Consider the following 14,859-nt stretch of genomic DNA (forward strand, 5'->3'; position numbering starts at 1 on the left):
GCCGACAGGGTGCCGCCAGCAATGAAAACCGACCTCGATCATCTTCCCGCCAACAAGCAGCGCGAGCTCGAACGCGTCAAAGCAATCGTCTTCGAAGAATTCGAAGACGCCATCGCGCTCGGTACGATGGGCTGGAAGAAGAAGGGCCGGATCGACAAGATCATCCTCTATGGCAGCTATGCGCGCGGCGGCTGGGTCGATGAGCCGCACACCGCCAAGGGCTACCGCTCGGACTTCGATCTGCTGATCATCGTCAACGACAAGCGGCTCACCGAGAAGGTCGACTTCTGGGGCAAGCTGGAAGACCGGCTCATTCGCGAACTCGCGATCGACAAGACCCTCAAGACGCCGGTCAACTTCATCGTTCACACCCTGCAGGAGGTGAACGACGGGCTGGCCCACGGCCGCTATTTCTTCATGGACGTCGCGCGCGACGGGATCGCGCTCTACGAGTATGACGACAAACCGCTTCACAAACCCAAGCCCAAGACGCCCGAGCAGGCGCTCGCGATGGCGCGGGAGTATTTCGACGAATGGATGCCCAGTGCTTCCGACTTCTACGATGGGCACGTAGATGCGAAGGCGCGGGGAAAATTGAAGAAGGCCGTTTTCGATCTGCATCAGTCAGCGGAGCGCATGTACCACTGCGTCCTTTTGGTTTGCACCTTCTACACGCCGCACGTCCACAATCTCGCCTTCCTGCGCACACAGGCTGAGCGCATCGACATGCGGCTGGTCGATGTGTGGCCGCGCGAGCGCCGCGAGGACCGGGCGCGGTTTGAGAAGCTGAAAGAGGCTTACGTGAAGGCCCGCTATTCGAAGCATTACCGCATCACCGAAGAAGAGCTGACGTGGCTCGGCGGCTGCGTCGAGGAGCTCGGTCGTGCCGTTCACGCAATCTGCTCGGAGCGGATCGCCGCTCTCGAAGCAAGCGCTTCAACTCGCCCCTAATTATCCAATGCCATACAAAAAGCTCGTGACTTCGCGCGGTTTCGCGCGCTGGGTATGGCATTTTTGTGCCGTGCCATACGCTCAAAGCCGCAGAAAACCAACCATCGCGAGGGCCAAGCTGGCACGGCTTTTATCTTGCCGTCCTATTTTGCTCCCGCTTTCTGCAGAATCAAAAGCCAACAAGACCGGTCCCGCTTGCGTATGAGGTTCGGCAATTAGCCCCGGATCGCTTCCTTGATGACGGGGAGATACATACGCACCTGTTCGCGATCACTTTCCTTCTCGTCCTCCGTCAATGATTGATACGGAGTTTCGATCTGTCGCTCCCAACGCTCCACCAGTTCGGCGGGGATCACCAGAGAACCGTCCGGCTGCTTCACTGCCTTGTCGTGAAGATACCGCTGCCATTTGGCCCAACGCGCGTGCTCAATGTTGGCAAGTGTTTCAATTAGCCCGTCGATGATCTGATCGGTATTCATTCGATTATCACACCAAGCCTTCGGCCACCAAGCGCCGATAGTGCTCGCCTAGTGCTGTGAGGCGGACGGACTTGCTCTCCATCGCAGCGTGATACATGTGCGGCGCGTCTTCGGGAACGAGGAGATTCAGGCGGTTAAACTTTTGCAAAATAGCGAAAATCTCATTCTTCTTTGGATCCGGAGCCGGAGCGGACGATATAATCTGAGCTACCGGGCGCTCGGGCTCGTAAGCAGGATCAAGCGGGAAGCGGCAATCCTTGTCGGGAAAGAATTCGGCAATGCGCTGCAGGTCAGCCAGATCAATTGGCGGGCGCACTTTCCTCAAAGAAATGAAAGATTGCACGTTCGTTTTGAACACTGGACGCTGCGCCCAAGCCCAGAGAGATTGATCGATGTGCGCGTAGACGCTGCCCGGCGTTACGTCGCCAAGTAGGTTGGCTGCTCCACCGTCAAGAGCATCGCAGAAAAGCGTGGTGAAGACGCCGGAGCCGTTTTTTTCGCTCGCGTACTGATCTGCTGTTGACGCGGTAAGGATCGTCACTCCGTCTTTAAGCTCTGCTACGGCTCCATGTGTCGGATGGTTTCCGGCAATGCCGCTGTGACAGCTGTCCAACACGACGATCTTGTTTCGGAAACCAGATGTGTTGGCAAATGTCATTATATCAGAGAGCGCCACACCATCATTGCCGCTCTTGCAATCGCCGGCACACAGGTAACCGCCCGTGGCTTCGATGTGACCGTGCCCCGCGAAATAGAATAGGGCAACTTCACCGTCGCCTTGGAAAAGCCCTGCCACCGCACTTCGGAGCTCATCGCGATCGAGCATATCTTGAGGGTCATCGCCTACGACGGTGCGCACGTCAAAGTTGCGCGATTTGTCCTCGTTACGCTCAAGCCGAGCGGCCACAGCCTTTGCGTCATTCACGCACCCGAAGAGCGGAGAAATGTGCTGGTATTTATCTATCCCAACGACCAGTGCGCGACGCATCAGAGAGAGTCGATCCAAGCAGCGATGTTGTCCCAAGTCCAGATCATAGTGTTGAGACCATCGATCTTGGTGCGGTCATCCTTGTAAATCCACATGCCTCTAACCGGTTTGCTTTCCTCGAGCGCGCACTTGATCTCCCATTTCTGACCGCTCGATTTAAGGGAGTTTGCGCTGACCAAAGCCAAGACGCCGTCGGAACGACGAATACGCGCACGGACCTTGTCCTTCCACGCCTCGTCGTAAGCTTCTTTGACCGACATATCAATGTACTCGAAGGGAGAGCGAGTATTGAGCGACTGCCCTTTTAGGTAATCCCGTGAACGCTCATCTTCGATTGCAAATGCTACGAATACCACCTTTTTTGCAGCCATTTCGACAGCCCCCGCCCCTTTGCTCAAGCCATGTGTCGAATGAGAACGATCTTCCAAGAGACAGTCAAGTATTTCTGGCACGACCCTTCCCAGAATGGACATGTCTTTTTCTGTTCGACAAACGATTGTCCTCTACGCCATCGGGTGGTTTGGTACTGCCACGAGCTTGACGATGGAAAACTGAATATCCATGCCGCACCGGAGCGGTCAATCGCCCGGGGCTCTCTCAGCTGCCTCGATCCAATTTATCGGGCCGCGATGCTCCGCATCGGACCCACAATCTACAATCACACACCTTACGCACGGGTGCATAGCGCTTTTCTGCCACTTTTCGAGGGTGCGATCCGGCAGCGCGCGCTGCCTCGCTCTCGCAAACTGACGTTTTTCTGCGACTTTTCGAGGCTGCGCATCGCACTCTCGCTGGACAAGAATATGGCGGAGGAAAATGATGCGAGGGGCGGATCAGCCGCGCGCGAATTGGCAGTGCGGAACTGGCGTCAGGGTGACCTGTCGCCCCGCCCTCTGGGCTATTGCCGCGGTCACCGGCACTCGGCCCGCGTCCGAGATGCGTCCCGATACTTCCGTATGCCGAGCCGTCCAGCGACAATCAAAGGTGTTCATTCGGTCGAGGTGTGGCAGCCGGGCGCAGGAAAACAGGCGTTGGCGTACAAACGTCGTGTGGAATGGCGCAGCACAAATCTGGATAATCGAGCGCGACGGGTGGCGCCCCTTCCGGCCGCCCGTCTCCGTTGTCCAGCGAGAGCGCCGTTATGCCTTTCCAATCCCCTGCCCCATCACCGTCGTCACCGCTTGCCATCGAGCCCATCAGCATGCGGATTCCGGACGCATGTCGGTTCACGGGCATAAGTCGCAGTTCCCTCTACCTTCTCATCGCGAGAGGCGAAGTCGAGATCGTTAAGATGGGCGCCGCGACCTTGGTCCTGACGGAAAGCCTTCGCGACTTGATCGAGCGGCAGCGCGGCACTTCGACCAGCCGGACGGCGGCGCCGATCCGATGCCGCAGCGATCAGGATGAAGTACGGAAATCTGATCGGCAATCTCGTAGCAGGCGCACGGCCAACGATTTTGCTTCCATTCCCCTGTTCGAGAGGGATTAGGCAGCTTCGCGCCCGATCCAGGCCGTTCAGTTTGGCATTTATCGCGCCCGTGAACGGTCAGTCCGCTAATGACCGAGGCTGGGACATTCCGGCCGATTGGCGCTGCGATCGGGAACGTCGGCTTTCAATGGCTTCCGGCAGGCCCATAAGGACGCTACACCGGGATAGGTTCGTTAAAACGGGGAAGGCGTTCGGGAGTGTGGATCGAGTCCATCAGAATAGAGGGGGGATCGCTCGATGGATTCCACCAAAGCCTTAGTCCTGGCCTGAACGTCCTGATCGGCGGTCGCGGCACAGGCAAAAGCTCCGTAATCGAGTTGATCCGCTTCTGCCTGGGCGCTCCTTCGTCCTCGGATGCCATCGGCAAAGACGCGCTTGAGCACGCGCTGGGGGTGCTGGGCGACGGTAAGGTCGTGATCACCCTCACAAACGGAAGCGATCGGATTGAGGTGTCTCGGATCGCTACCGACGCCGACGACAATTGTCCGAGGGAAATCTCGCCGCCATTCGTGTTCTCGCAAAAGGAGGTCGAGCAGATTGGTGCGCAATCACAGTCGCGCATGCGCTTGGTCGACGGCTTTTTCCCTGGGCGCGGCGCGGCTTCGGCCAAGCGCGGTCCGCTGCATGCGCGGATCAAATCCGCATCGACCGAAATCCGAACCCTTTTGGTTGAAGTAGCGGACATCGGTGAAAAGCTACTGGCGCTGCCAAAATTGCGGGAGCGCCTTGCCGACCTTCAGAAGCAGGGCGCCGCTCAACGCGCCCGCAGCGCTGAACTGGATGGACTGCGCAAGCAGCTTGATGAACTGACCCCTCTTACGAGCGCGGCCACCGTTCGTGCCGGATCAATCGGCCGGTCGGCCGACGACCTGAGCGAATGGGCGGACGATCTCGACCTCGTCGCGGGCCGCCAGCCCCCCATTGAGTCCTGGCCAGCACAAGCGATGACGCCTGATCAGCTTCAGCCACATCGCAAGCGCTTAGAAACGGCGCATGAGCGTCTGACCGCCGTAATCAAGGAATATCGTTCGGTCATTGACGATCTGGAGGCGCTTCGCCGGAAGTCGAGCGAGGAGAAGTCCGCGCTTGAGGCCAAGGGCCGCGAGGTTCGCCAGAAGATCGAGGAGCAGCAAAAGGGCGCGAGCGTTCTCGACCGCCAGATTGCAGACCTCAGCCAGGAAATCGCCGCGCTGACTGCGCTGGCCGACTTACAAACGGAAAGGCTGGGCCGTATCGATCGGCTGCACGTGCAGCGACAAACAGCTCTCGATGAGATGCACGCTCAAAATATCGCGCTGTCGGCAGGTCGCGAGCAGACCGCCGCCCGCCTGACTGCGGGGCTAGCGCCGTCGATCCGCGTCACTGTGAAGCCGCTCGCGGACTACCGCGCCTACGTGAGTGTGTTGAATGCCGCGCTGCGCGGCAGCGGCCTGAGGTATCGCGAACTGGCTGATCGGATCGCCGATACGTTCAGTCCGCAAGAAATTGCTGTCCTCGCCGAGCGGGGTGAGGTCTCAGTCATCAGCAAAGCCCTTGAGATCAACGAGGAGCGAGCTTTGCGGCTTGCCGAGGGGCTGCGGGGCGATGCCGGCGCCGAACTTCTGGTCACCGAGGTCGGCGACGAGGTGGTCATCGAGCTGCTCGACGGCACTAGCTTCAAGAGCACAGATTTCTTGTCGATGGGCCAGCGCTGCACGGCGGTGTTGCCGATCATCCTGCAACACAATGAGCGCATCATTGTTCTCGACCAGCCAGAGGATCATCTAGACAACGCCTTTGTCGTCGGGACATTGGTCAAGGCCATCCGCACACGGGGCGGTTCGGCGCAGACGATTATCGCTACGCACAATCCCAACATTCCGGTTCTAGGCAGCGCCGACTTCGTCGCACACCTCGAGTCCGATGGTGATCGGTGCTTCGTACAGGTCGCAGGCGCACTCGACGATGTTGCCGTGGTGAAATCGATAACGAATATCATGGAGGGCGGTCGAGAAGCGTTCCAGCGACGGGCCGCGTTTTATGCCGAGAGCCGCGGTGAATAATGAGCTGGCGCGCAAGCTGGGGTCTACGGATCCACGCGAGCGGCTCGATGCTGCGCGCCATCTGGCCGAACATGCCGACGCCAAACAGATTGGGCTGATTGAAGGTGCCCTCGCCTTAGAAACTGTGGCCTGGGTCAGCAGCGCATTGAAGCGGGCGCTCCAGCGGGCGCGGCCGACAGACAGCGCTACGCCCGGCCCTGAGCGCGTCGAGCTTTCTTCCGACCAGACCGCCCAAATCTATTCGGATGCATTGGAAACTACTGCCAAGCAGATCATCCACGAGATCGAGCCGATCCTCGGCGCGCTTCGCCTATCGGCCGAAACGGAGATGGCAAACTTTGAGGGGTCGGACACGAAGCGCGGCCTCGAAAGGATGGAAGCCCTAGTGGCTGGTCTCGCACGGCTGCGTCAGGCCGCCAGCGCACCGAAGCTTGAGGACTTTGCGCTTTCCCAATGCATTTTCGCGTGGATCGCCGAGGAGGTAGGCCAGAAGCCGCTCGGCGTCCTGCGCGCCGGCCCGCAGGAGACAGTGGTTGAAGGCGACAAAGGCCTAGTGTGCTTGGCTTTTGTTAACGGGCTTCGAAATGCCATCGACGCGACCCTTGCCTTGCCGATCGAGGAGGAGCGCTACCCCGAGATTACGGTAAATTGGGGCACGACCGACATCGACGTTTGGATCGCGATTGTCGATGCCGGTGTTGGATTCAGGGGCAGCCTGTTGCGTGCGTTCGAGATCGGATCGACCACCAAGGCCGGCCATCTCGGCATGGGGCTGGCGACCGCCCAGCAGGCCATGACGTCGCTGGGCGGAAGTGTTCGCCTCATCCCCGGCGAACGCGGTGTAAGGTTCGAGATGCGCTGGCCGAAGGCGGTAGCCTGATGCGCATCCTGCTCGTCGAGGACAAGATCGACTTCGCAGAAGTGATCGAGAAGGCGATCCGAGCGATCGACGGCTGCGAGCTAAGTTGGAAGCGAAGCAAAGCTGGTGCGGTGGCTGCGCTCGGCGAGGAGCATTTTGACGTCGTCATTCTCGACCGCCGCATCCCGACTGAAGACGACTTCCTCGACGACCATCAGGATCATGGCTGGGCCGTCTTTCAGGCTATTTTGGAGCAACAACCGGGCACATCCGTCTGGTTTCTGACGGGCACTGTCGATGCCGATTTCCCGACTGAAGTCCTAAACACGCACGGCAAGCGTGGCGACATCCATTCTTGTGGACGGGAAGACGCGCTCTACCAAGTGTTCTGGAAGGACAAGATGACGGACTGCGTCGCGGCCGTCCGTGGATTTCGTGGCGAGGTCCAGCAGACCGACGGCATCAATCTCGTTCAGGTGGGCACACCCGCGAATCTGCGGGCCGAAGAGGTCCGCCTTCTCAAACTGTTCGGCCGGCGGCATCAGGGTGCGCAAGTCGAAGTCCGGGTGTTGCAGGGCGGTCTGTCTGGCGCGCGGGTCTTTCGCGTCTCGGTGCTCAATGCTGCGGGCGCAGTCATCATCATGTCGGTGGCCAGAATAGGAGGTTTCGACGACATCGCTGCCGAGCGGGAGAAATATCGGACGGAGATAGTGAAGCTCGCCAACGGCGCCTTCCCCCCGGTGACGGCCGAGTTCAGCCACGGAGCAGCCGGATTCGCGGGCATATTCTATCAGGTCGTCGGCGCGGAGGTCCGATCATTGTTCGATGAGCTGACGGCCAATCCAGCTGCCGCCGCTGCGGCCGCTGAACGACTTCGGCAAGATCAAGCGACATGGCATGGCGCGCGCCAAGTCGAACGGGTACGCGTGGCAGCCGTTCGACGGGCCCTGATCGGCGACGTGGCGTTACAAATGCACAACCATCATCTCGGCGACATCGATTTGGCGACCGTCGAGAATCTGGAGATCGACGTCGCGCGCTGTGTTCAGCACTGCGATCTGCATTGCGGCAACGTCTTGTACGATGAAAGCGGGCGGCCGATGGTCATCGACTACCCGGGCACCGGAGGGGCTTTCGCGGCGCTCGACCCAATCGCGCTGGATCTCAGCACGATCTTCCATAAGGACGCACCGGACCGCGCGGGATGGCCGACTGAGGCGCAGGCGCGCCAGTGGACAGACCTCGATGCCTATTGCGCCGGCGCCGCTTACGAACCTTTTATCAGATCGTGTCGTGCTTGGGCGGAGAGCGTCGCCGCCTCACCTCAAGAGGTTCTGGCAGTCGCGTACAGCTACGCCCTTCGGCAACTGAAATACGGCGATACCGACAAGGCGCTGGTGCGAGAGATCGTGAATTCCTGCATTGAGGGGCTGGTCGGGGGAGGCGGTTAGTCGATGCCATCTGTCCGACCATCCGTCTTCAACCAGCGCGAACGTGCGGATGGAGGCCCGTTTCTTCTGATAGAGCCATCGGAGGAGGACGACGGCCTCAGCGTAGATGTCTTCTTCACCGACACTCCGCCTGACGACCGGACAGGTTCGTATCCAATAGAGCGGCTTCTGAACGTGACGCCCAACTCCTTGCGGATATTCCCGCTGAATGTTCGGCAGGGCCGAGACGACTATCTGACCCCCAAGTACGGCCATCTCGATTCCATTGCGGTCAGCCGTAGGGTCGACCGGCCCTATGAGCTGCCCCAAACCGTCGAAGATGTGGAGGCAATCCTTGAGGGGCTGCCCGATGGGTTCGCGAAGGACTTCCGCTTCGGCCTTGGGCTGCTCTGGGAGTATCGAGCCATCCCCGAAGCATTCGCCGGGCAGAACAAGATCACGCTGATGATCGTGCATGGCGGCGACGAAGCTACGCTCGACCCGCCATTTTTCATCTTGGGTATCCGGCGCTTCCATGAGATCCGCAGAGAAATCAATCGGATCAGCGCCCGCTATCAACGTGATGCCAAGCGGGATAAGGACCACTACGCCTATCACATGCTGTTCCATGCAGCGGACCCGCAGGTGTTTCCGCGCTTGAAGAAGACTCTGCGGGCGGACGCCTTGGCCGACGCGACCAGTGGCGGTCGGGATAGGGTGGAGCTCTCGAAGCGAGACAGGCGGGTCGCGGTCGGATTGGTGCGATCCAATTTGGAAGCGCTGGCACAGTCGGACACGGACGCCCTTCTTTCGCTCAAGGGCGAAATCGAGCAAGTCACCCTTCAACAGCTTATCAACCATTTTAGAGAAATGCTGGCCAAGAATTTGCCCGAGAGCCGGTGGCAGGCTTTCCTAATGCAAAATCCCTTTATCCTAAGCCTCGCATTCGCAGTGCCGACGATAGTCGTGCAGGGACAGGTTTATGCTGGTGGCAAGCGGCTAAGCGGCCGCGGGGGCAAGATCACCGACTTCCTCTGCGCATCGGCCTCGACCGGCAACCTTGCGGTCGTCGAGATCAAGAAGCCCGCGACCGACCTATTGGGTGGGTCACCCTATCGCGGTGACGACGTCTTCGCGGCCTCGACCGAACTTAGCGGAACAGTCGCCCAAGTTCTCGATCAGCGGATGACGCTCCAGCGCGAGTTGCCCAACCTGAAAGAGCAGAGCGAGCGATATGACATTCACGACTATGGCACGCGATGCATCATCGTCGCTGGGGTGACACCGAGTGATCGGGCCCGGCGGAAGTCTTTGGAGCTCTTACGCAATGTGTTGGTCGGCGTCACCCTTCTGACCTTCGATGAGCTTTTGGCGCGGTTGGAGGAGATCCACGCTGCGCTAAGCCCATCGGCAGAATTGCCTACGAACGGTGAGGCCCCATTCTAAGCATCCGACAGGTGGTCTGTGGCTGTGAGTAGCAGTCATCGCAAACTGATCCGAAACGACTGCGGTTGGTCGGGAGCCGCCGCCGCGTGAATGTCAGCTATACCCTCGACTTGGTTCCGAACCGGACAGACGCCTTCCGGCCAATTGCCATCGGGGCGTCCGGCGATATGTCTTGAATCATCACGGGGTGCAGTCGGCGAAAGGGCATGGTATCTATTCGGCATTGCAGCTGGTAATTTGATTTAGAACGGATTTCCATGTCGGGTTGGCACCGCGCAATTATCGCGAACGGTCTACTTGCTGGCTCGTGCGTCGCAGCGCTCCTCATCCTCCTTTTCCTCGCAATCGATGTCGACCGGGGCTTTGAGGAGAATGCCCGTTTGCGGCAGGACGTTTCGGACTCCTATGACGCCAGAGCCGCGTTGCAAGCAGTCCTGAACCGGCATCTCGATATCGAACTCGGCCAGCGCGGGTATGTCATCACCGGTGATGCCGGGTTTCTTCAGCCCTATCTCAATGCCGAGGAAAGCATCGACGCCAACCTCGAATCCTTCGCGAAACTGGCAGGCCAGGGACAAGCCGTGCTGGTTGCCGAACTTCGTCGGGAGTCGGCCGAAAAGCGGCGTTTCGTTTCGCGGACGATCGACGAAGTTGAAAAAGGACGACGCGCCGCAGCCGCAGGCTTGATCGCCGGCGGCGCAGGCAAGGCGTCAATGGACCGAATTCGGGCACTTGTGGCGCGGATGTCTGAGGCTGAGCGCGCGCGGCTCGAGAGGCGTACCGCCGTTGCGGAAGCCGCCCGCCAGTCCCTTCGCCAGCGCACCTTTGTCTTGCTGGTCGGGCTTATATTGCTGCTCGCGCTGTCAGCGGTGCTGATCGCGCGCAGTCAGGCAGCGCGAAACAAGGCATATCGCCGCGCGCAGGACCTTGCAGCCCGGCAGGAGGCGATTTTCGACAGCGCGAAAGACGGAATGATCGTTCTCAACCCGAGTGGCAGCATCGAAAGCCTGAATCCCTCGGCGGCGGCCATGTTCGGCGTCACACAGGCGTCGCTCCTGCGCCGCGACATCGGGTCGCTGTTCGAGATTGCGCCCGACCGTGGCCAGATCGAAACCTTTCTTCGCCGCCTCTCCGCGAACCGGAAAGCAAATCCCGGGCAAATTCAGGAATTCATAGGGCGTCGAAGCGACGGAACCAGCTTTCCGCTCGAAGTTTCCGTCAGTCCGGTTGATCTCATGGATGCAACACTTTTTCTCGCGGTGATCCGCGACATCAGCGAGCGGCGCGAAGTCGAGCAGATGAAAAGCGAATTCGTGGCGACCGTAAGTCACGAACTGCGGACCCCGCTGACGTCGATCGCCGGATCGCTCGGGCTAATCAGCGGGGGCGCGGCCGGAGAGGTGTCGCCGAAGATTGGACGCCTCGTCGAGATCGCGCACAGCAATGCCGCGCGGCTGGTACGGCTGATCAACGATATCCTCGACATCGAGAAGATCGAGGCGGGGCGAATGCCGTTCGACATCCGGCCGCTGGCACTCGGTCCGATCCTCAACGAGGCGATGCACCAGATGGCGGGCTTCGCGCGCGAGTATGGCGTGACCATTCGCATCGAGCCCTTGGCCTCGGATACGGCGGTGCTCGCCGACGAGGATCGGCTCATGCAGGTGGTGTCCAACCTTCTTTCCAATGCGATCAAATTTTCGCCGCGCGGAGAAATAGTGAAAGTCCGGGTGACAGCGCTGGACCGGCGCAGCCGCATCAGCATAATCGACCGCGGTGCCGGTATTCCCGAGGCTTTCCGGAGCCGGATTTTCGGCAAGTTTGCGCAGGCCGACGCCTCTGACTCGCGGCAAAAGGGCGGAACGGGCCTGGGACTCAGCATTGTGCGCGAAATCGTCGTCCGGCTTGGCGGTTCGGTCAGCTTCGAAAGTGAAGAGGGCAAGGGGACGGTCTTCCACGTCGATCTGCCGACGGCTGGACTCCCGGGCGCGGCGCCGAAGAAAGAGGACGGTCAGACCAGCGCGCACGACGCGTCGCTGCCGACCATTCTCCATGTCGATGACGATCCCGACATGCTGACCGTCGTCGCCAGCATGTTCGAGGACAGGGCCCAAGTCCATTCGACCCCCAGTGTGGCGCAAGCACGCGGGCTCGTGCGGCGTCATCGTTATGACGGCGCAATCCTTGATGTCGGGTTGCTCGACGGCTGCGGAACCGATCTCGCCATCCCGTTGCGCAAGCAATCGGGCGCGATCCCGATCATCCTCTTTACCGCGCAAGAGGTCGATGCGGCGGTCGAAGGCATCGACCTCGTGCTGGTAAAGTCCAGGGCCAGTCTCGAGCTTCTGGTTCGCGAGACGCTCGAACGGATCGGAGGCGCAAGTGAGCTGGAGAAAGGTCGATGAGCATACGGATCCTCTACATCGACGATGAAGCGGACATTCGAGAAATCGCTCAGATGGCGCTGGAACTCGATCCGGATTTCGTGGTCGAAACCCGTGGGTCGGGCCGCGAGGGGATCGCCGCCGCGCGCGACTGGAATCCCACCCTCATTCTGCTCGATGTGATGATGCCCGAACTCGATGGACCGACCGTGCTCGGCTTGTTGAGAGAGGATCCCGTGACCGCCGGGATTCCGGTAGTTTTCATCACCGCCCGGACGCAGGCGCAGGAAGTGGCCCATTTGCGCGCGCTCGGCGCCTCGGGGGTGATCGCCAAACCATTCGATCCGATGGCGCTGGCCGGTCAGGTGCGGGATTTGCTCGATGAACGGAATGGATGAACGCCTCGCCGCCCTCGGCGCGCGTTTCGTGGAACAGGCGATCGAAATCGCCGACGCCATTGAAGCATGCCTTGCGCGTCAAGCGTGGGTGGAACTTGCAGCGCCGTGCCATAGTCTTGCAGGGCGTGCCGGGATGTTCGGCTACACCGCGATCGGCGACGCGGCCCGCGCGGTGGAGGAAGCGATCGATGCTCAGGCCTCACGTGGCGAAATCGAACATCTCGCCGCGGAATTGCTCGATCGTCTGAATCGATTGCGTCAGGATCGTTGAAAGCCTTTGCGGACCATGTCGCCCCAGCCTTGTTTCTTGCGCAGAAACTGCCACCAGCCACGCAGCCGCCAGAAATTGTTGAGCTGCCGGTAGCCGAAATTTTCAAGCACGGCGACGGCGGTGAGAATGACCAGGTCGCGCGCGCGCGGCAGGCGGCGCAGTTGCACTTCCTCAAGGATGAGCGTCGCGACGCTGATGAAGACCCCGAAGGTGAAAATGACGGCAAGAAACGCCAGCAGATAGTCGAACGAAATGAGCCCGAGCATCCACAGCGGGGGCACGAGCAGATAGCCCGCCACCTCGACGATCGGTCCGATGACGTCGACGATCCACACTTGTCCGAAGCCGACCAGGCCGATCCGGCCGTAGCGGGGATTGAGGAACATGTCCTTGTGTGTCCGGAAGGTTTCAAGTGACCCGCGTTGCCAGCGCGCCCGCTGGTTGCCGAGTATGGCCGCCGTCTCGGGCGCCTCGGTCCAGCTGACCGGCTCCGGAATATAGACGATCCGGTACGGGCGCTTCAGGTCGCGCATCCGGCGATGGAGCTTGACCACGAGTTCCATATCCTCGCCCACCGTGTCCGCGCTGAAGCCGCCGACATCGATCACGCTGTTGCGGCGAAAGAGACCGAATGCGCCGGAGATGATCAAAAGCGTCTGCATCTCGCTCAGTCCGAGCCGCGCCATCAAGAAGGCGCGCAGATATTCCACAACCTGCATCAGGGCGAAGAAGTTGCGGGGCAGGCGCGCTTCGACCACGCGTCCCCCTTCGACGCGGCAGCCGTTGGCGATGCGGATCGTTCCCCCGACGGCGACCGTGCGCGCCGGATCGTCGACAAATGGGCGCACGGCTCGCATCAGCGCGTCAGGCTCGAGCAGCGTATCAGCGTCGATCACGCAAACGAGCGGCGTCCGGGCGACGTTGATGCCGGCATTCATCGCATCGGCCTTGCCGCCATTTTGCTTGTCGACGAGGAACAGGCGCGGCCGATCGGGCGCGGCGTAGAGGCCGCGGATCGGCTGATGCGCAAGCGCGCGATCGTGATAGCGCGCGACGGGCCGCATCGAATAATGGTCGATCAGGGTCTGGAGCGTCGCATCCTTCGATCCATCGTTGACGACGATGACTTCAAAATCGGGATAATGGAGCGCGAGCAGCGCCTCGACGCTCTCGATGATAGTGACTTCCTCATTATAGGCAGGGGCGACGATGGCGATCGAGGGCGCGATATCGCCAAAGAGGTCCCATAGCGCGCTGGTCGAGGCGTGGGCCGGTCGGCGATGGAGTGCGAGGGCGGCGAAGAGCAACTGGACGATGTAGAATAGGATCTGGATCAGTCCGCACGCAATCACGAACAGTGTCACGATCTCGGCGGCGCGAAACAACCAGTCCGGCACGACGATCACGGTGCAAGGCCCCGTTCCGCGAGCATCGTTGTGGCGGCCTCGCGTGCAGCTTCGCCGCCGGATGTCGCGGCTTCCCGTAGACGGGCGACGCCGGTGTCGCCCAGCTGAAGCAACGCTTCTGCCGAGCGGAAGCGCACCCACCATTCCGGCGCGTCGAGCAGGCCCGCCAACTGATCGGCGCTTTCAAGAAGTGCAATCCGGCCTGCCGCGCCTGCAGCGGCAACGCGCGCGGGCATCGAATTGCTGGCGAGACCCGCCAGCACGGCCTCGCGCGCGGCAGGATGCCCGATACGTCCCAATGCATGGAGGTATCGAGGCAATTCCTCGCCATCATCGGGCGCGCGAAGGCCGAGCTCGACGATGGCGGGGACGAGGCGATAATCGCCGGACACAGCCAGCGCCTCGATCGCGGCGAGGCGGACGGATAGCGGCAGGTCGGTGTCGAGCACGATGGCTTGTACTTCGTCGGGCGCTTCGTTGGCATAATGACGAAACAGGGTGACCGTCAGCAGCGAAGATCGATTGTCCCGCAGCCCAAGACGGGCGACCAACTCGTCGAGCCCTGGGCGGTTGTCGCCGCGTCCCAGCGCCAAGGCCGCCGCGAGCCGGATTTCGTCGTCGCGGTCGCCGAGCGTATCCAGCAGCGCTTCGCGCGATAAGGCATCGTCGAAGAGGGCGAGGCCCTGGACCGCGATCATCCGCCGCCGCCGCGAGAA

General features: G+C 60.8%; 14 protein-coding genes. 9 read left to right on the forward strand and 5 right to left on the reverse strand.

Annotated elements, in window-relative coordinates:
- Positions 1-21: 21 nt before the first annotated feature.
- On the forward strand, positions 22-951 hold the full coding sequence (locus E5675_RS10730; RefSeq protein ID WP_136174503.1) for a HEPN domain-containing protein: 930 nt from the start codon (positions 22-24) through the stop codon (positions 949-951).
- 215 nt (positions 952-1,166) lie between these two features.
- On the opposite strand, the gene E5675_RS10735 is transcribed toward E5675_RS10730, so the two are convergent.
- From E5675_RS10735 to E5675_RS10745, 3 genes are read right to left on the reverse strand one after another with little or no spacing between them, the layout of a single operon-like run.
- Positions 1,167-1,430, reverse strand: a complete 264-nt coding sequence (locus E5675_RS10735) for a hypothetical protein (protein ID WP_136174504.1) — start codon at positions 1,428-1,430, stop codon at positions 1,167-1,169.
- Between the two features lie 7 nt (positions 1,431-1,437).
- A complete protein-coding gene (locus tag E5675_RS10740) occupies positions 1,438-2,418 on the reverse strand; it encodes a caspase family protein (RefSeq protein ID WP_136174505.1) in 981 nt (326 codons plus the stop codon).
- Positions 2,418-2,891, reverse strand: a complete 474-nt coding sequence (locus E5675_RS10745) for a TIR domain-containing protein (protein WP_247594574.1) — start codon at positions 2,889-2,891, stop codon at positions 2,418-2,420. Before E5675_RS10745 ends, E5675_RS10740 begins: the two co-directional genes overlap by 1 nt.
- Before the next feature lie 728 nt (positions 2,892-3,619).
- On the opposite strand from E5675_RS10745, the gene E5675_RS21985 reads away from it, so the two are divergent.
- The 8 genes from E5675_RS21985 to E5675_RS10785 all read left to right on the forward strand — a co-directional run bounded on the left by E5675_RS21985 (position 3,620) and on the right by E5675_RS10785 (position 12,737).
- Entirely contained in the window at positions 3,620-3,907 is a 288-nt protein-coding gene (locus E5675_RS21985; protein ID WP_348769795.1) for a helix-turn-helix domain-containing protein, read from the forward strand.
- A 197-nt stretch (positions 3,908-4,104) separates the two neighbouring features.
- Complete coding sequence (locus E5675_RS10755) at positions 4,105-5,949, forward strand: AAA family ATPase (RefSeq protein WP_168707847.1); 1,845 nt, start codon at positions 4,105-4,107, stop codon at positions 5,947-5,949.
- Positions 5,942-6,829 carry an ATP-binding protein gene (locus tag E5675_RS10760; RefSeq protein ID WP_136174508.1) on the forward strand — a complete coding sequence of 296 codons (888 nt, stop codon included), beginning with the start codon at positions 5,942-5,944 and terminating at the stop codon, positions 6,827-6,829. Before E5675_RS10755 ends, E5675_RS10760 begins: the two co-directional genes overlap by 8 nt.
- Positions 6,829-8,259, forward strand: a complete 1,431-nt coding sequence (locus E5675_RS10765) for a response regulator (RefSeq protein ID WP_136174509.1) — start codon at positions 6,829-6,831, stop codon at positions 8,257-8,259. The genes E5675_RS10760 and E5675_RS10765 overlap by 1 nt, the downstream gene beginning before the upstream one ends.
- Positions 8,260-8,262: 3 nt before the next feature.
- Entirely contained in the window at positions 8,263-9,684 is a 1,422-nt protein-coding gene (locus E5675_RS10770) for a Shedu immune nuclease family protein (RefSeq protein ID WP_136174510.1), read from the forward strand.
- Between the two features lie 380 nt (positions 9,685-10,064).
- Complete coding sequence (locus tag E5675_RS10775; RefSeq protein WP_168707848.1) at positions 10,065-12,089, forward strand: ATP-binding protein; 2,025 nt, start codon at positions 10,065-10,067, stop codon at positions 12,087-12,089.
- Positions 12,086-12,466, forward strand: a complete 381-nt coding sequence (locus E5675_RS10780) for a response regulator (protein ID WP_062902870.1) — start codon at positions 12,086-12,088, stop codon at positions 12,464-12,466. Before E5675_RS10775 ends, E5675_RS10780 begins: the two co-directional genes overlap by 4 nt.
- The gene (locus E5675_RS10785) at positions 12,459-12,737 is read left to right on the forward strand and encodes an Hpt domain-containing protein (protein WP_062902869.1); all 279 of its coding nucleotides are present in this window, start codon (positions 12,459-12,461) and stop codon (positions 12,735-12,737) included. Before E5675_RS10780 ends, E5675_RS10785 begins: the two co-directional genes overlap by 8 nt.
- Here E5675_RS10785 and E5675_RS10790 read toward each other — a convergent pair.
- Both E5675_RS10790 and E5675_RS21605 read right to left on the reverse strand, forming a co-directional pair.
- Positions 12,725-14,143 carry a glycosyltransferase gene (locus E5675_RS10790; RefSeq protein ID WP_210727511.1) on the reverse strand — a complete coding sequence of 473 codons (1,419 nt, stop codon included), beginning with the start codon at positions 14,141-14,143 and terminating at the stop codon, positions 12,725-12,727. The two genes, E5675_RS10785 and E5675_RS10790, sit on opposite strands and share 13 nt — an antisense overlap.
- Entirely contained in the window at positions 14,140-14,841 is a 702-nt protein-coding gene (locus tag E5675_RS21605) for a HEAT repeat domain-containing protein (RefSeq protein WP_210727512.1), read from the reverse strand. The genes E5675_RS10790 and E5675_RS21605 overlap by 4 nt, the downstream gene beginning before the upstream one ends.
- Positions 14,842-14,859: the final 18 nt, after the last annotated feature.

The organism is Sphingopyxis sp. PAMC25046, assembly GCF_004795895.1.
Lineage (GTDB): Bacteria > Pseudomonadota > Alphaproteobacteria > Sphingomonadales > Sphingomonadaceae > Sphingopyxis.